Here is a 16,668-nt window from a genome sequence, read left to right as displayed (position 1 = left end):
TCCTAGGCACGTTTCTGGTTCAGCATGCGCTCAAACGCAGAGCCGTCTTGACGCGTTAAATTAGGCACAAAGCGTGAGTACACACGGAACAGCATTTCCGTGGTGGTATGGCCCATCTGGCGGGCAATCCATTCAGGACTCTCGCCTGCCGCCAGCCAAAGAGTGGCAGCAGTGTGGCGAGTTTGATAAGGACGGCGCTTACGCAGCCCTAGCTCCTCCAACAAGGGATACCACACCCGTTTCGTTACATTAACGTGAGATACAGCAGTGCCCTTACGAGTGGTAAATACCAGTCCTGTTTTACCCGTTACCTCAAACTGCGCCTTCAGCGCATCAAAGACGGGTTGTGACATGTCGATAGAGCGGAAGGAGCCATCGGTTTTCGTCGGCACTATCTGGCCACGCACCAGTGCTTGGTGGACTAAAATCTGGCGACGGCCAAAATCCACGTTCTCCCAAACCAGGCCGTCGATCTCGCCAGTACGCATACCGGTGAAGAAACGCACGGTGTAGTACTGACGAAAGTCTTCGCGCACGCGCTGGATGATCTGCTGCACTTCCTCAAGCGTAAACGGCTCCACATCCGTGCGTGGCACATTGAGCGATTTAATCCCGCGGTACGGTGAGCTAAACTCATAGCGGTCGGCGGCTTCATTCAACATCATGCGCAATGGCGTCATGATGTGGTTGATACGGCTAGCAGAGAGTTTCTTGCCGCTCCGGGTATTTACTTTGGCGAGTGACGCCCGGAACTCAAGAATTTCTGCACGAGTGATGCTGCCGACTTCCTTATGCCCTAACGCGGGCAAGATATGACGATCTAAACAGCCTTGCACCGTGACGATCTGAGACTCGCGCCATTCAATCTCTTTCTCTGCAAACCACGTTTCGGCGAACTGGCGTAGCAACGGCGTGGCGTGATAGCCGCCCACCGCCGTTAGCGCACGCTTGCTTAACGTCTTGGTACGCGGGCTATCTGGGAAGTAGCGACCATAATCAAACGAACCCAGCGTAATCTCCGCCTCAATCTTCTCCAGAATCCGCTCTAGCTTTTTGCGATTCGCCGTTGTGTTATCTAGTGTCGTTTGCTCACGGCAGCGTTTGCCTAAATAGCGAAAGTCGAAGAAGAGCTTATTCGTTTTCTCACGAACACGTACCTTACCCATAGCAAACACCTCCACCCGCCATTGGTACGCCAAGACTTTCTTCTTTCGAGTGCAGCTGCATATCGCGCTCAATGGGCTCCCAAAGATACAAAATCTTGCGGCCGCCAAATGGGCGAATGTAATGAATACCTTCCAGCAGCACGTCATCTTTTAAACGTTCACGGATGGTGCGTGCGTCATACTTGATGCGCTCCGCTAGCTCGGCTGTAGTGAGGTAACAATAGGACATTTTTGCTCTCCTTATGATATTGTCTTGAAGATCATTAAGCGCATCAAAAAGCCCTTATGACCTCCTGAAGAACATAATAGCCCATAAAAGACCTATTGCAACAATTTTTGACCTATAGGAGGTCAAATAAATTTATAGAGAGACATTATGATTAAGTGCCACCTATCTCGGATCATGGGAGAAAGAAAGTTGAAGATTGTCGATGTGGCACGTGAAACGGGCATTAATCGAGGAACGATTACGAGGCTCTATCACGAATCAGCCAGCCGCATCGAGCTTGAAGCGGTGGAAGCGCTATGCCGATACTTTGACTGTCAGGTTGGAGACTTATTTGAGTATCAACCCAGCGACAACGACTGAGCTTTTGGCACAACACCCCATCACTGGAGCGCTATCCGCCACTTGCCACGCCCTATACTGCACCAGTTGGTAAGGCGCTTCAGGCAAGTAGCAGCCAATCGCAGATAAGGGAGAACAAGATGAAAGTGACTGAAAAAGTAGAAGTCGATGCAGTGACTGACGTGCGCTGTGATGTCTGCCTGACCTCTACACAAACAGTAAACGGCGGTCTTGAATTTGCGACACTTCAAGCGCATTGGGGCTATGGATCTCAACATGATGGCGAACGCTACGAAGCCCATCTTTGTGAAGACTGCTTCTTCCGCACTTTGGCTTACTTCAAGCAGGAACGTCGTGTGCAAAACTTATTCAGTGAAGAGGGTGATGCTGGATTACAGACAGGCGATATTGGGCTGGTCGCTAAAGACGATTACTTCCGCGATAACGGTGGAAGCACGAGGCAATAAATACTCTGGTAGGCAGGTGAAGTACACGGAGGCACGTTGCAAGCAGCGTTATTCTTTCCCTTGATAGAGCTGAAGCCCTCTGCACACAACGCCGAACATGCACAAAGCTGATAAGGTCAGGGCATGGGCTAATTACCAAGGCTGGGCATGACAAACTCTCCAATAACCATACCGACGGCGCGCTTCTACAACGATAACGCTCAACAACTGTTTAACCAATATCAGTCGCTGAGTTTTGAGCGTGTACATGGTGAATGGCTGCATCATCTTCCTACTCAGCCCGGCTTAGCCCTAGACATTGGCGCGGGTAGCGGGCGCGATGCTAAGGCACTTGCAGAGCGCGGCTGGCAGGTGATGGCGATAGAGCCCGCAGAAAAGCTGAGAGCACTCGGAGAAACCTATACTCACGAAGGGGATGTCAGTTGGATTGACGATACCTTACCTGCTTTAAATCGCGTTCGTCAGCTTTCGCAGCGCTTTCAATTAATTCTGGTGTCAGCCGTTTGGATGCATTTATCCACTGATGAGCAGCAACGTTCGTTGCGGGTACTTAGCTCACTGCTCGCACCAGGCGGGCTTTTAGTTATTACGTATCGTGAAAGCTCAGATAGCGATAAGCGTCAGTTTTACTCTGTAAATACAGGTGTGTTGGACAGCTGGGCATTTGATTTAGCACTGCTGCCCGTGCAAGCAAGCCATAACAACGACCAGCTTGGTCGCCAGGGTATTGCCTGGCATCTGCGGGTGTTTAGACTGCCTGATGATGGCACAGGCGCTCTGCCTTCCCTTCGGCACATCATCGTTAATGACGATAAAGCGTCTTCTTACAAGCTTGGTTTGCTTCGCACGTTGACTCGCTTGGCCGATAGCGCACCCGGCATTGTGATGTCACGAACAGAAGAGTGGGTGACGATACCTTTAGGAGCGGTGGGCCTTTTTTGGATCAAACTATTTCGCCCACTGCTGATAGAACGCGATCTGCGACAAGCGCCAGGTAAAAAAGGCTATGGCTTTGCTAAAGATGATTTCTATCGTTTGAAGCAACTGTCGCCACATGATCTTCGTATTGGCTCAGCGTTTTATGACCCTCAATGTGCTGCCACAGTAATGCGTTCAATACGCGATGCCTGCCAGACCATTCTTAAGATGCCAGCCCACTTTACGACTTGGCCCGGCAGTTTACGCCCTATCTTTGACGGGAGTTATCAAGGGCGACGCATACGCGAACAGGCCGTTCGACTTGATAGCGCCACGCTGGCTTCTTTCGGAATATTTCGCGTTCCTACAACGCTATGGGACGCGATGAGCCGCTATGCCTGTTGGTTAGAGCCCGCTATCGTGCATGAGTGGGTTCAGTTAATGCAGCGATATGATGCCTCCTACGATACAGGTACTTTGCACCTCGCTTTACAGTGGCAGGAAAGTTGTCGAGACACACGGCAAGTGCGCCAGCTCGTTTCTCAACGTTTACAAAACCCTACCCCATTACCTTGTGTATGGTCACGTAGTGATCTGCACGGACAAAAGAATTACGCCATAGACCACTGCTTTCCTTGGTCTCGCTGGAACAACAACGATTTATGGAACCTACTGCCAACAACGGAAAAAGCCAATCAAGCGAAATCGGATCGACTGCCTGCTGCTGACGTAATGCAGAGAGCTAAACTGGATATCTTACACTGGTGGCAATGTCTCGATGACAACGCAACGATCTGCCAGCAGTTTCGTGATGAAGCAGCCGTTGCGCTACCGCTTGCGACACCCACGTCCCCTCTGGATGCAATTTTCAATAGCGCGTTATTACAACGACAACGGTTGAAGGCAAATCAGCAGTTAGCAGAATGGGTGGGCATTACCTAATTATGGGTGTGCCCAACGTTGTGCCTTTAAATAGCCGAACGTCATTCAGAAAATGTCAGCCGCAGCGATGGGAAAACAAAAAGTGGGCGCAACATGGGCACCATTTGGGCACACACAAAACAAAAGGGCTTACGCGTTAACGTAAGCCCTTGATATGTTTGGCGCGCCCGGTAGGAATTGAACCTACGACCTTCGGCTTCGGAGGCCGACACTCTATCCAACTGAGCTACGGGCGCTTTGGGTGCGTATCGTACCCGTGTGGGCGGGCTGTGTCTAGCGGCGGGGCGGTTTTAGGCCGCCTGGTGATTGACCGTTTTCCCTGCGGTGGTGCATGCTCTGGGGGCACTTTTGCACCTCTTAACCACCCTTGGTTCAATTGGGAACATAATAAATGAAAACATTTGCACGTAGTACGCTGGCACTGGGCATCTCACTGGCGCTGGTTAGCGCCGCGAACGCCAACGATTTTGCGGATATGGACCCGGTCACGCTGCGTTTAGCCCACGTGGTGAACGAGCAGGATGGCTTCCATATTGCGGCCACCAAGTTTGAAGAGCTGGTGGAAGAGCGCACTGATGGCAAGGTGAATATCGAGATCTTCCCCAACGCCTCGCTGGGCGATGAGCGCACGCTGCTGGAAGGCATGCAGATCGGCACTGTGGATATGGGCGTGATCACCAACGGGCCGGTGGCCAACTTTGTGGAAGAAATGGCGGTGTTTGAACTGCCGTTCCTGTTCCCCTCCCCGGAAGCTGCCTACGAAGTGCTAGATGGCCCCATCGGCCAGGAGCTTTTGGATAAGCTGGCGGACGTGAACCTGAAAGGCTTGGCTTACGCCGAGCGCGGTTTCCGTAACCTGACCAACAGCGAGCGGGCGGTGAACTCCCCAGAAGATCTGGATGGCCTGCGCATTCGCGTGATGGAAAACCCGGTGTACACCGATACCTTCCGCGAGCTGGGTGCCAACGCGATTCCGATGGCCTGGACCGAAGCGCTCACTGCTATGCAGCAGGGCACCATCGACGGCCAGGAAAACCCGGTGAACGTGATCCACTCGTTCAAACTGGATGAAACCCAGACCTACATGACGCTCTCTCGCCACACCTACGCGCCTGCGATTTTTGTGATGGGCATGCCCGCCTGGAACCAGCTCCCCGAAGCCGCCCAAGCGGTATTGGAAGAAGCCGCCCAGGAAGCTGCCGAGCATGAGCGCCAAGTGAACGCGGATATGGAAGCCGAGCAGCTGGCAGCACTGCGCGAAGCGGGCATGGAAATCAACGACACTCCGGACATGGAAGCCTTCCAAGCCGCCGTTGCGCCGGTGTACGAGAAGTACGGCGAGCAGTTCGGTGATTACCTGCCGCGTATCCAGGAGGCGCTGCAACAGTGATGTCGTTTGCACAGCCTCTTTTGACGCTGCTGCAACGCATTGAACGCGGGCTGGATGCCATCATCCAGCCCGTGGTGTTTGCGGGCATGGCGGCTTTAATTGGCGTAATCACGCTACAGATCGTCTCGCGGGTGCTGTTCAGCGCCGTGGGCTGGACCGAAGAGGTCGCGCGGTTTCTGCTGGTGTGGATCACCTTTTTAGCGGGCACGCTGGCGTTTCAACGTGGGCGGCATATCGCGGTTACCTTTGCGGTGGATGCCCTGCCACTGCCGCTGCGTAAGCTGGCCAGGCTTGCGGCGCTGGCGATTGTGGTGGCATTTATGATCACGCTGGTGGTGATTGGCTACCGCTATATGCAGGTGCAGAGCTTCCAGAAATCCGCCTCGCTGCGGCTCTCGATGACCTATGTGTACGCGGTGATGCCGCTCGCGGCGGGCATCATGGCGTGGTACGCCTTGGTAGATATGCTGGAAGTGCTGGTGAACGGTGAGCCCACCGCCGCCGCCCAGGAGGAGCCGCTATGACGCTGGTACTCTTTGGGCTGTTCTTCCTGTTTATGCTGCTGGGCGTGCCGATTGCCTTTGCGATTGGGGCCAGCTCGCTGTACGCGCTGTATCAATCCGGCGTGCCGTTGATGGTGGTCACCCAGCAGATGTTCCAGGGCATTAACTCGTTTGCTCTGGTGGCTATTCCGATGTTTATCCTGGCCGGGGATTTAATGGCCCAGGGTAAAGTCAGCGAGCGGCTGGTGAGCTTTGCCGATTCGCTGGTGGGCTTTATGCGCGGCGGGCTGTCGGTGGTTTCGGTGATGGCGGGCATGTTCTTTGCGGCCATTTCCGGCTCCGGCGCGGCTACTACCGCAGCGGTGGGTTCAAGCCTAGTGCCAGAGCTTAAGCGCAAAGGCTACGACCCCGCTTCGGCAGCCAGCCTGATTGCAGCCAGCGGCACCATTGGCGTGGTGATTCCCCCGTCGGTGCCGATGATTATCTATGCGGTTATTGCCCAGCAGTCGGTGTCTTCACTGTTCTTGAACGGCTTTTTGCCGGGGCTGGCGATGGGTATAGCGCTCATGGCCATTGCGATTACTCAGGCGTATAAACGCAAGTACCCGAAAGGTACGCCGCTCTCACTAGCCACCATTTGGCGCACGTTAAAAGCAGCCAGCTGGGGGCTGATGACGCCGGTGATTATTCTGGGGGGTATTTTCTCGGGGATTTTCACGCCGTCGGAAGCGGCCGTGGTGGCGGTGAACTACGCGCTATTGGTGTCGCTGTTTGTGTATCGGGATTTAACCCTGCCTCAGGTGTATAAGCTGTTAATTCGCTCAGCGATGACAACGGCGGTGATAATGCTGGTGATTGCCATGTCGGCGGTGCTGAGCTGGACGCTCTCTAGCTGGCAGGTGCCCGGCGCAATTGCCCAGGCGGTGCTGTCGCTCTCCACCAACCCTTACGTGATTATGCTGCTGGTGGTGGCGGTGATTCTGCTGACCGGGGTGTTTATCGAAACGGCCAGCGCTTTGATCATCCTGACCCCGGTACTGCTGCCGCTGGTACTGCAGCTGGGCATCGACCCGATCCACTTCGGGCTGATCATCGTGGTGGGGCTCTCTATTGGCATGATTACCCCACCCGTGGCGATCAACCTCTACGTGGCGTCGTCCGTTACCCAACTGCCGCTAGAGCGGATTACCCGCGCTATTATCCCCTACCTGCTAGGGCTGATTGGCGTGCTGCTGCTGGTGGTTTACGTGCCCATACTGCTGGGCTGGTCGGGCTGACGCGTCGCGTTAATCACCTCGCGGGCAGTGCGTAGCCCATCTATCGCGGCAGGGAAGCCGCAATAGGGCACGCACTGCAGCAGCACCTCGCGGATTTGCTCTTCGCTACAGCCGTTATTCAGCGCCCCACGCACGTGCACTTTGAGTTCGTGGGGCCTGTTGAGCGCCACCAGCATGGCAATGTTAATCAGGCTGCGGGTGTGCCGCTCAAGGCCAGGACGGTTCCAGATATCGTTCCAACACTGCTGCGTCACTAGCTCCTGCATCGGCCAGCCAAACTCATCGGCTTGGGCCAGCGCGGCGTCGACATACTCATCCCCTAACACTTCGCGACGGGTGGCTAACCCATCGGGGTTTAACGCCTGCCGTTTGCTCTCTAAAGAACGCTCTGCGTCACTGTTTGACGTCATGGCTTAGCCCTCCTCGGCCAAGTTGCGCCCTGGCGTGCCTGCATCAAACGCCAGCACGTTCTCAAACGCATCGCCAAAATAGAGCTCGTAGCTATCTTTCTCTACGTAGCCCAGGTGCGGCGTGGCCAAGAAGTTGGGCAGCGCCAGCAGCGTATGTTCAAGCACCGGCTCCTCATCAAACACATCGACTGCCGCCATGCCAGGCCGCCCGGCTTTTAGCGCGGCCTCTAACGCACCCTCCTCCACTAACGGCGCGCGGCTGGTATTCACCAGCACGGCCGTGGGCTTCATGCTGGCTAAATTCGCCGCTGTGACGATGCCGCGGGTTTCCGGGTTTAAGCGCAGGTGTAGGCTTAACACGTCGCTGCGTTTGAAAAACTCATCTTGCGAGGCCGCGACCTCAAGCCCTGCCGCTGCGGCTCGCTGGCGGGTGCCTTCGCGGCCCCATACCAGTACGTTCATTTCAAACGCTTGGCCGTAGCGGGCGACTAACTGGCCAATTTTGCCGTAGCCAAATACGCCTAGCGTGCGCCCTTTCAGGCCGGTACCCAGGGTGCGCTGCCAGCGGCCTGCTTTGAGGTTTTCCACCTCTTCAGGAATGCGCCGCATGGCCGAGAGCACCAGCCCCCAGGTGAGCTCCGCCGCCGCATAGGGCGAGCCGGTGCCTGCTAGCACCACCACGCCGTGCTCGCGGCAGGCGGCCATGTCCACATGCGCCGCTCCGCCGCCGGTTTGACTGATCAGCTTGAGCTTGGGCAGCCGCGCCAGCAGCGGCGCGGTGATCGGCGTGCGCTCACGAATCAGCACCAGCACGTCGGCATCTTTGAAGCGTTCAACCAGTTCGTCTTCATCGCTCACGGTGTCGGTGTAAATCGTGACCTGGTGCCCCGCCAGCTTGGCGAAGGCATCAAGTTCACGCACGCAGTCCTGGTAATCATCGGGGATGACAATGTGCATTAAAGCGACTCCTTGCTCGGTGAGCGCGCTAAAGGGCGGCCCCCTTTAGCAGCGTGGCTGAAAAATCGCTGCCAGGCGAAGATACCGACGATCACGGCAATGCCCACCACGTCCGTAATGGCTTGGCCATTAATCAGCATTAACGCGGCAAACAGCAGCAGGCCGCGCTCTACCCAGGAACAGGGGCGGGCAAAGTAGCCTATCGTAGAGGCCGCCAAGGCAATAATACCCAGCACGCCCGAGGCCACCGCCATGGCGATTTCCAACTTGGTGCCCTGCCCAAGCAGCGGCGGATGATAGACAAACATAAACGGAATCAGGAAGCCGCCCAAGGAAATTTTCGTCGCCGTCAGTGCGGTACGGAACCAGTGGGAGCCCGCAATCGCGCCGCCAATATAGGCCGCCAGAGCCACGGGAGGCGTTACCCCTGAAAGGATCGCAAAGTAGAGAATAAACAGGTGGGCAGAAAGGCTGGGCAAGCCCGCTTCAACAAACGCCGCCGCCACCACCGATGCCGCCAGCATGTACGCCGCTACAGTAGGTAATCCCATGCCGAGAATAATCGCCACCACCATCGCCAGCAGCAGTGTGACCATTACATCACCACCGCTCACCATCAGAATCAGCGAGGATACTTTTAGCCCCAACCCCGTGATGCTGATCACCGCCGCGATAATCGCCACGCTGCCGATAATCACCGCAATCATTGCAGCGGTCATTGCCCCTGCTTCCAGCGCTGCCGGTAGCGATTTCACCCGCTCCCAGAGCGTGCCTTGGCTGCGCGGCGACACCAAGTACAGCACCATCGCGGTAAAGTATGCCGCCACCGCCGCCGTAGTCGGCGTGTAGCGCAGCACCAGCATGGTAATCAGCACCACCAGCGGCAGCAGCAGGGTTTCGACATTGAATAACCCCTCACGCAGCGTTGGGCGCTGGTCTTTGGGTATCGGGTTTAACCCCAGGCGCTTGGCTTCAAAGTGAACGCTCATCCAAATGGCGAGGTAGAACAGCAGCGCAGGAATCAGCGCGGCGCTGATGATATCCAGATAGCTGGTAGAGATAACATCGGCCATCACGAACGCTGCGGCGCCCATAATCGGCGGCAGAATTTGCCCACCGGTTGAGGCAGAGGCCTCTGTAGCCGCGGCAAAGCGTGCGCTGTAGCCGTTTTTCTTCATCAACGGAATGGTAAAGACGCCCGTGGTAGCAACGTTGGCGGCGGTACTGCCGCTAATGCTGCCAAACATGGCGCTACACAGCGTGGCGGCTTTTGCAGGGCCGCCCGCCATACCGCCCGTGGCGGCCGTCGAGAGACGCATAAAGGTGTCGCCACCGCCAGTGGTCACCAGCAGCGCGCCAAACATAATAAACACCACAATCACGGTGGACGAGGTGCGCATTAAGCTGCCGAAAATACCGGTTGGGCCTAAATAGAAGGTGGCGACCAGATCATCCCAACGGAACCCACCGTGGCCCCATACGCCGGGCAGGTGTTGCCCAAAGGCTGCATAAGCCAGTGCAATCAGCACCAGAATAGGAAACGCTAAGCCAATCGCTCGGCGGCAGGCTTCCAGCAGCAGTAGAATCGCACTAACGCCCAGCACTAAATCCAAGGTAGTGGGCATTAAGTAGCCCAACTGATAAATAATGCGGTCGAAGTGATAAACGTAATAGGCGCTGATCACGACGCTTAATAGAATCGGGATGATATCGAACCACGGAATGCGCTGGGTATCCCGTACGCGGCAGTGGTAAGCAAGGAAAATCAATGGCAGTGCGAACAGCAAGTGCACCGCATTTTGTGTGTTTACTGGCCCAGTGACGGCGGTATAGAGGTGGAAAATGGCCATTACCACCGCCGCCGTGCGGGCCACCATAAACCAGAAGCCGGTAAGCTGCCGCTTGCCTGCATCCTCCTGGTATTTTTCAACAACTGACTCTTTTGCGGTTTCCATGGGGGAACTCCCGCACCGCCTATCAAGGGGAGGCTAGGCAGCGCGTCAGGCTAATAGCAAACTGCCCCGCCGAGCACATCGGAGGGGCGCACGGGCGGGTTACTGCGCTTCAGGCGGAATAATGTCGGCGGGGATCTCCAGCCCTAACTCCTGGTAGTAGCGCAGCGCGCCAGCATGCAGCGGGAAAGTAGCAGTATCGATCACGGTTTGAGGGTCGACACTGCCCGCAGGTTTGAAGGAGGCGGCCACTTGGTCGTGGTTTTCCCAATACGCTTTGGTGAGTTCATACACGGTGTCAGCGTCTAGGTCGGTGGTAGCCGCGATGCCCATGTAAATACCCAGCGACTGAGCTTCACTCATACCGGTGTAGGTATCGGCAGGAATAACGGTTGGCGAGAGAAACGGCAGCTCAGCAGTCACGCTCGCTACCTGCTCATCAGACAGCGACAGCAGCTGCAGCGGGCGCGAGGAGTGCACCTCGGTAAACAGCGGAATCGGCGGCACGCCGTTGTAGCTGAAGCCGACTAGGCGGCCATCGGTCACCCCTTCCGCCGCATCGTTCACACGCATGCGCTGGAAGTCGGGCTCAATGCCCAGAATGCCAAACACCTGCTCAGTGATGTACTCGCCGCCACCGCCGATGCTGCTGGGGTTGAAGCGCTCACCGTTTAGGTCTTCAAAGGTCTCAATATCGCTATCCTGGCGGACTGCCCAGTGCATGGTAGAAGGAGCAATCCAATACACCAGGCGCACATTGGGGTTGGGCATATCGGCAAAACGGCCTTCGCCGTTGTACTGCTCGTAGCCCACCAGCGCTTCGGTAAAGGCCAGGTCTAGCTCGCCGTTGGTGAGGCGAATGGCGTTTTCGCGGGTGCCGCCGGTTTCACGGACGGTAATCTCGTAGGGCGTATTGGCGCTGATGACCCGCGCGCCTTCAGAGATACCAAAAAACCAGCCTGTGCCTGTGGGCACCGAGCCCATGTTCAGCGCGGTTTGCGCCTGGGCAGTAGCAGCCGTCAGGGCGCTGACGGCCAGAATTGAAGCAGGAAGCAAGTGGCGTAGTGTTAATTTAGTCATTATTAGTCCTCAACGCGTCGGGAAGCATGTTGTGATGTTGTGTGCTGTGGGAGGCCCTAACTGCACCTCTCCCGATAACCGAATAAGCAAGGGGAGTCGCTTAGCGGTGCCTAAAGTGATAACGCCAAACCGGAGAGCTGTATATTGGTGATTGATGAACCTGCCTTCTCCAATCGCGAAAGCAGCGCCGGTTGCCCGTCGTTATTTCAATGAAGAAGCCTCGCTTGCGGCCTGAATAAAATGCTCCACTAAGACCCGCGTCGCCATGGAAAGCCGGTCTAAATCTTTGACATAAATGCTCAGTTTGCGCCGCGCCCAGTCGTCTTGAATCGACAGCACGTTCACATTGAGCCCATCCACGTACTGACGAATCGCCCCACGGGGTAGCACGCCCACGCCCAGCCCCGCCTGCACCATCAGGCACAGCGCATCGTAACTGGTCACCTGAATACGAATCCGCAGGGTTTTGTTGGCCATGCTGGCCGCCCGCATGATTTCTAAGTTAATCGCGCTGGCGGTGTGCAGCCCCACATGGGGATAGTCTAAGCACTCGCGGAAAAACACCTTCTCCCGTTGCGCCAGCGGGTGCTGCTTGGGCACTACCAGCACCAGGTCATCCACGTGATAGGGGAACTCGATCAGATCATAGCCGTGCAGCATCTGCGCGCACACGCCGATGTCGGCGTTATTGTTCATCACTTCACGAGTGATGATCGGGCTGACTTTCTCTTCAAGCTGCACGCCAATATCCGGGTGCTGCTCAAAAAAAGCGCGCATCTCCTGGGGCAGGTATTGGGTAATCGCCGACATATTGGCAAACACCCGCACAATGCCCCGCTGGCCGCTGGCGTAGTCGCGCATTTGCAGGTCGAGGTCTTCTAAATTGTGCAGCACACCCCGGGAGAGATTCAGCAGCGCACTCCCCGCAGGCGTCAGCTCAATGCCACGATTATTGCGCTTGAGCAGCGGCGTATTGAAGTATGCCTCCAGCTCGCTAAGGCGCTTACTCACGGCCGAGGTAGCTGTAAACGAGGCATCCGCCGCGCCGGTAATGGTGCCCAGCTCGGCCACTTTCACGAACAGCTTGAGAGAGGTCGGGTCGAGTTTCATGAGAGCTGCCGCGCCAAGTCGAGGAAGTCTTCTGCGACGAGGTCAAAACAGGGGTCGATGCTTAAATCTGGCGTGGCGTCTGGCCCAAACTCCAGCGGGCGCTTCACAAAGGCGGTGCGCATGCCTTCCCGGTGGGCCGCCTGAAGATCATCTTGATGGGCGGCCACCATCAGGATTTGCGACGGCTTTAGGCTGAGGAGATTGGCCGCCATGTGGTACACCTGCGGGTCGCGCTTGTAGTGCCCGGCAAGCTCTGAGGAGAGCACGCAGTCCCAGGGCAGCCCGGCATGGCGTGCCATGTTCACCAGCAGCGAGACGTTGCCGTTGGAGAGCGTTGCCAATATAAAGCGCTGTTTTAGCTGCAATAGGCCTTCCACGCTGTCTGACCAGGGCGTTAAGCGGTGCCATACGCAGTTCAGGTGCGCTTTTTCATCCTCGTCTAGCTGCTCGGCAATACCAAAAGCAATCAGCAGCCGGTCGAGGGTCATGCGGTGCAGGTCATCCAGCTTGGTCCAGGGCAGCTCCCCCTGGCGCACGCGGTTCATCGCCGGGGCATAGCCTGCCCGCCACTCGTCGGCAAACCTTGCCCAATCGACGCTCAGCCCTTTGGACTGGTTCAGCTGTTCGCCTTCGCGAATCACGCTGCTGCGCCAGTCTACTACCGTGCCAAACACATCAAAGGTGAGCGCTTTTATTTCGTGGGCGATGCCTGTTGTCATGGGGTCTCTCCTGTTGGGCCTGAGGGGGTTAGCAAGTGGTCGACCAAGTGGCGGGCGACCACGGGCAGGGCCGCGTAGTGGCGCATACCAATCACCAGTTCGCGGGTGGCCCACTCGTCAGCGAGCGGGATCATGCGTAGTTTGAGGTCGTTCAAGTCGCGGTACAGCGTGCGTTGAGGCAACACGCCGATGCCCATACCGAAATGAATCATGCGGCAAATAGCATCGAAGCTGCGCACTTGAATGCGCATGCGCAGGGTTCGGCCCGCCTGGCTTGCCTGCTCATGGAGCAGGGATTGCAGCGAGGCATCCTGCTGCAAGCCGACAAAGTCGTACTCGGCCGCCTGATGCAGATAGAGCTTGTCATGCACCGCCAGCGGATGATCTTGCGGCGTGACCAATACCAGCTGGTCGCGCCGGTAGGGGCGTACTTCTAAATCATCGGCGGCGACATGGCTGGCAAAGATGCCGATATCCGCCACGCCATCGCGCACGGCGGTAATCGCTTCGCTGCTGGTGCGCTCCTGCAAATCAATTTTGATTTGCGGGTACTCGACGGCAAAGGCGCTTAAATCCTGGGGCAAAAACGCAATAATGGCCGAGGTGTTGGAGTGAATGCGCACATGCCCGCGCACCCCTTCGCCATACTCGCTGAGCTCCGCCTGTAGCCGCGCCACGTCTTCCAGAATGCGCTTGGCATGGTGCAAAAAAGCGCGGCCCGCCGGGGTCAGCTCTACGCCGCGCGGCCGCCGATACAACAGCTCGGTACCCACCAGCGTTTCTAAATCGCTCACCCGCTTGCTTACCGCTGCCAGCGCCAAATGCTCACGCTCGGCCGCGGCGGTTAAACGCCCTTCGTCAGCAATCGCCACAAACAGTCTTAGCGTTACAAAATCAAATCGCAGCATCGTGGTACCCACATAGTGGTTAGGGTTCGCCACTGACGAACGCGTGGTTCCTGATTGCCTAATTGTGGTGGTGCGCTTGCTCACTGATGCTAAATGGCAAACAAAGCATCCCACCTGCTTGGATGATGGGCGTTACCAGGAGCATTTATTATGACCACCCGCCAGCTTCCCCTCGATGGACTTAAAGTCGTAGAGCTTGGCCAACTGATTGCCGGCCCGTTTGCCACCAAACTGCTGGGTGAGTTTGGTGCCGATGTGATCAAAATCGAGCCGCCCGGCACTGGCGACCCGCTTCGCAAGTGGCGCATTCTCGAAGAGGGCACCTCGCTGTGGTGGCATGTACAAAGTCGCACAAAACGCTCGGTGACGCTTGATCTTCGCAGCCAAGAGGGCCAAGACGTGGTGCGCCGCTTAGCCGCCGAAGCCGATGTGGTGGTCGAAAATTTCCGCCCTGGCACCCTGGAAAACTGGGGGCTGGGCTATGAGGCGCTGGCGGCGATTAACCCCAAGCTGATCATGGTGCACGTCTCAGGCTTTGGCCAAACCGGCCCCTATCGCAATAAACCTGGCTTTGGGGTGATTGGTGAAGCCATGGGCGGGCTGCGCTATTTGACCGGCCACGCGGGCGAGCCTTCGGTACGCGTGGGGGTCAGCATTGGCGATTCGCTCTCGGCGCTCTACGCGGTAATTGGCACGCTGCTGGCCCTACAAGAGCGCCAGCGCAGCGGTTTAGGGCAAGAGATCGATGTCGCCCTGTATGAATCCGTGTTCGCCATGATGGAGAGCCTGCTGCCAGAGTTTGATGCCACCGGCCACGTGCGCGAGCCCAGCGGCAGCGCCCTGCCCGGCATCACGCCCTCTAACGCTTACCGCACCCGCGAAGGCGAGTACGTGCTGATTGCCGGTAATGGCGACAGCATCTTCAAACGCCTGATGGGCGTGATTGGCCGAGAGGATTTAGCCAACCACCCCGCCATGGCCCACAACGATGGCCGCAGCCAACACGCCAATGAAATAGACGCTGCTATTGAGGCCTGGACCCAAACCCGCCACCGGGACGACATTCTTAGCGCTTTAGACGACGCCCGCGTACCGGCAGGCTACCCCTACACCGCCGCCGATATTGCCAACGACCCCCACTACCTCGCCCGCGAGATGATTCAAACCGTTACCCGCGCCGATGGCCGCCCGCTCAAAGTGCCGGGCGTGCTGCCTAAACTGAGAGCCACCCCCGGCAGGCTGGGGCAAGGCGGGCCACAGCTGGGCGCGCACACCGATGACGTGCTGGAGGAGCTGGGCATTGATGCCGCCACCCGCGACAAACTGCGTCAGGCAGGCATTATTTAAGTGGAGAACCCCATGACAACGTTACAAATCAACGAAGTAGCCCCCCGCGATGGCTTTCAGAGCGAAGAGCGCTTTATCCCCACCGAGCAGAAAATCGCGCTGATTGATGCGTTAACGACCACCGGCATTACCCGTATCGAAGCGACCTCGTTTGTCTCTCCCAAAGCCATTCCCAACCTGCGCGACGCCGCCGATGTGGTGAGTGCTATTCAGCGCCGCGAGGGTGTGGACGTCACGGTGCTGGTACCCAACCTAAAAGGTGCCGAGCGGGCGCTGGCCTGCGGCGTGGATGAGATCAATCTGGTGATGTCGGCCAGCAACGCCCACGGCCGCGCAAATCTGCGTATGACGCCGGAGGAGTCGCTGACACAGTTTGCCGCCATTATTCAGGCGGTGCGCGGTAGCGGTGTCTTCATCAATGCCTCGCTCTCCACCGCCTTTGGCTGCCCGTTTGAAGGGCAGGTGCCTGAAGCGCGCGTGTTCACCCTCATTGAGCAGCAGCTGGCACTGGGGGTAGAAGGCATCACGCTGTGCGATACCACCGGCGTGGCGAACCCCGCCCAGGTAGCGGCACTGTGCCGCCAAGTGCTGGAACGCTTTCCCGGCGTGCCGTTTACGCTGCATTTCCACAACACCCGTGGCATGGGCTTGGCAAATGCCCTAGCGGCGTGGCAAGCGGGCATTACTCGGTTTGATGCTTCGCTAGGTGGCTTAGGCGGCTGCCCGTTTGCCCCCGGTGCCACGGGCAATGTGTGCACCGAAGACTTAGTGCATATGTTCGAACAAATGGGCGTTGCCACCGGCGTGAACCTGCCCGCGCTGCTGGACATTTCCGCCACCCTGCCCGAGCTGATCGGCCACGACACGCCTGGGCAAGTGGTGAAAGCGGGCAGCGCGGACCGCTGTTACGCCCTTCCCTGAAAACGTGTTTCCCGCATCCCTGCGTAATTGATA

At 57.3% G+C, this 16,668-nt stretch carries 17 protein-coding genes and 1 tRNA gene; 8 read left to right on the top strand and 10 right to left on the bottom strand.

Going from position 1 to position 16,668, the window contains the following annotated elements; all coding sequences use genetic code 11:
• Window positions 1-2: 2 nt before the first annotated feature.
• A complete protein-coding gene (locus tag R0J87_RS01005) occupies window positions 3-1,166 on the bottom strand; it encodes an Arm DNA-binding domain-containing protein (protein WP_498883738.1) in 1,164 nt (387 codons plus the stop codon).
• A complete protein-coding gene (locus R0J87_RS01000; RefSeq protein WP_301583889.1) occupies window positions 1,159-1,395 on the bottom strand; it encodes a hypothetical protein in 237 nt (78 codons plus the stop codon). Before R0J87_RS01000 ends, R0J87_RS01005 begins: the two co-directional genes overlap by 8 nt.
• Window positions 1,396-1,542: 147 nt before the next feature.
• Here R0J87_RS01000 and R0J87_RS00995 point away from each other — a divergent pair, with 147 nt between their 5' ends.
• The 3 genes from R0J87_RS00995 to R0J87_RS00985 all read left to right on the top strand — a co-directional run bounded on the left by R0J87_RS00995 (window position 1,543) and on the right by R0J87_RS00985 (window position 4,061).
• Complete coding sequence (locus R0J87_RS00995) at window positions 1,543-1,755, top strand: helix-turn-helix domain-containing protein (protein WP_273423762.1); 213 nt, start codon at window positions 1,543-1,545, stop codon at window positions 1,753-1,755.
• A gap of 119 nt (window positions 1,756-1,874) precedes the next feature.
• Window positions 1,875-2,201 (top strand): hypothetical protein, encoded by a 327-nt coding sequence (locus R0J87_RS00990; protein ID WP_483053103.1) that lies wholly within the window; start codon window positions 1,875-1,877, stop codon window positions 2,199-2,201.
• Between the two features lie 147 nt (window positions 2,202-2,348).
• Complete coding sequence (locus R0J87_RS00985) at window positions 2,349-4,061, top strand: class I SAM-dependent methyltransferase (RefSeq protein ID WP_498883737.1); 1,713 nt, start codon at window positions 2,349-2,351, stop codon at window positions 4,059-4,061.
• Between the two features lie 159 nt (window positions 4,062-4,220).
• Here R0J87_RS00985 and R0J87_RS00980 read toward each other — a convergent pair.
• Window positions 4,221-4,297: transfer RNA gene (locus R0J87_RS00980), tRNA-Arg, on the bottom strand.
• Window positions 4,298-4,452: 155 nt separating this feature from the next.
• Between R0J87_RS00980 and R0J87_RS00975 the strand changes: the two genes are divergently transcribed.
• From R0J87_RS00975 to R0J87_RS00965, 3 genes are read left to right on the top strand one after another with little or no spacing between them, the layout of a single operon-like run.
• Window positions 4,453-5,451 (top strand): TRAP transporter substrate-binding protein, encoded by a 999-nt coding sequence (locus tag R0J87_RS00975; RefSeq protein WP_498883735.1) that lies wholly within the window; start codon window positions 4,453-4,455, stop codon window positions 5,449-5,451.
• Window positions 5,451-5,975, top strand: a complete 525-nt coding sequence (locus R0J87_RS00970) for a TRAP transporter small permease (protein WP_498883733.1) — start codon at window positions 5,451-5,453, stop codon at window positions 5,973-5,975. The genes R0J87_RS00975 and R0J87_RS00970 overlap by 1 nt, the downstream gene beginning before the upstream one ends.
• Window positions 5,972-7,231 (top strand): TRAP transporter large permease, encoded by a 1,260-nt coding sequence (locus R0J87_RS00965; protein ID WP_253018488.1) that lies wholly within the window; start codon window positions 5,972-5,974, stop codon window positions 7,229-7,231. The genes R0J87_RS00970 and R0J87_RS00965 overlap by 4 nt, the downstream gene beginning before the upstream one ends.
• Here the strand turns inward: R0J87_RS00965 and R0J87_RS00960 are convergent.
• The 7 genes from R0J87_RS00960 to R0J87_RS00930 form a co-directional block, all read right to left on the bottom strand.
• Complete coding sequence (locus tag R0J87_RS00960; protein ID WP_498883731.1) at window positions 7,198-7,641, bottom strand: carboxymuconolactone decarboxylase family protein; 444 nt, start codon at window positions 7,639-7,641, stop codon at window positions 7,198-7,200. The genes R0J87_RS00965 and R0J87_RS00960 overlap by 34 nt on opposite strands.
• A 3-nt stretch (window positions 7,642-7,644) precedes the next feature.
• Window positions 7,645-8,598, bottom strand: a complete 954-nt coding sequence (locus R0J87_RS00955) for a D-2-hydroxyacid dehydrogenase family protein (protein ID WP_498883729.1) — start codon at window positions 8,596-8,598, stop codon at window positions 7,645-7,647.
• Window positions 8,598-10,553, bottom strand: coding sequence for a TRAP transporter permease (locus tag R0J87_RS00950; protein WP_498883727.1), 1,956 nt, complete (start codon window positions 10,551-10,553; stop codon window positions 8,598-8,600). Before R0J87_RS00950 ends, R0J87_RS00955 begins: the two co-directional genes overlap by 1 nt.
• 99 nt (window positions 10,554-10,652) lie before the next feature.
• Window positions 10,653-11,630 (bottom strand): TAXI family TRAP transporter solute-binding subunit, encoded by a 978-nt coding sequence (locus tag R0J87_RS00945; RefSeq protein ID WP_498883725.1) that lies wholly within the window; start codon window positions 11,628-11,630, stop codon window positions 10,653-10,655.
• Window positions 11,631-11,831: 201 nt separating this feature from the next.
• Complete coding sequence (locus tag R0J87_RS00940; RefSeq protein ID WP_498883724.1) at window positions 11,832-12,740, bottom strand: LysR family transcriptional regulator; 909 nt, start codon at window positions 12,738-12,740, stop codon at window positions 11,832-11,834.
• A complete protein-coding gene (locus R0J87_RS00935; protein ID WP_498883722.1) occupies window positions 12,737-13,459 on the bottom strand; it encodes a haloacid dehalogenase type II in 723 nt (240 codons plus the stop codon). The genes R0J87_RS00940 and R0J87_RS00935 overlap by 4 nt, the downstream gene beginning before the upstream one ends.
• Window positions 13,456-14,367, bottom strand: a complete 912-nt coding sequence (locus R0J87_RS00930; RefSeq protein WP_498883720.1) for a LysR family transcriptional regulator — start codon at window positions 14,365-14,367, stop codon at window positions 13,456-13,458. The genes R0J87_RS00935 and R0J87_RS00930 overlap by 4 nt, the downstream gene beginning before the upstream one ends.
• Window positions 14,368-14,517: 150 nt before the next feature.
• On the opposite strand from R0J87_RS00930, the gene R0J87_RS00925 reads away from it, so the two are divergent.
• Window positions 14,518-15,714, top strand: a complete 1,197-nt coding sequence (locus tag R0J87_RS00925; protein ID WP_498883718.1) for a CaiB/BaiF CoA transferase family protein — start codon at window positions 14,518-14,520, stop codon at window positions 15,712-15,714.
• A 12-nt stretch (window positions 15,715-15,726) separates the two neighbouring features.
• Window positions 15,727-16,635 carry a hydroxymethylglutaryl-CoA lyase gene (locus R0J87_RS00920; protein WP_498883716.1) on the top strand — a complete coding sequence of 303 codons (909 nt, stop codon included), beginning with the start codon at window positions 15,727-15,729 and terminating at the stop codon, window positions 16,633-16,635.
• The last annotated feature ends 33 nt before the right edge of the window (window positions 16,636-16,668 follow it).

The organism is Halomonas sp. SIMBA_159 (genome assembly GCF_046536035.1).
Lineage (GTDB): Bacteria > Pseudomonadota > Gammaproteobacteria > Pseudomonadales > Halomonadaceae > Vreelandella > Vreelandella venusta_A.
The sequence above is the reverse complement of the archived record's forward strand: the minus strand, read 5'-3'. Positions and strand labels throughout refer to the sequence as shown.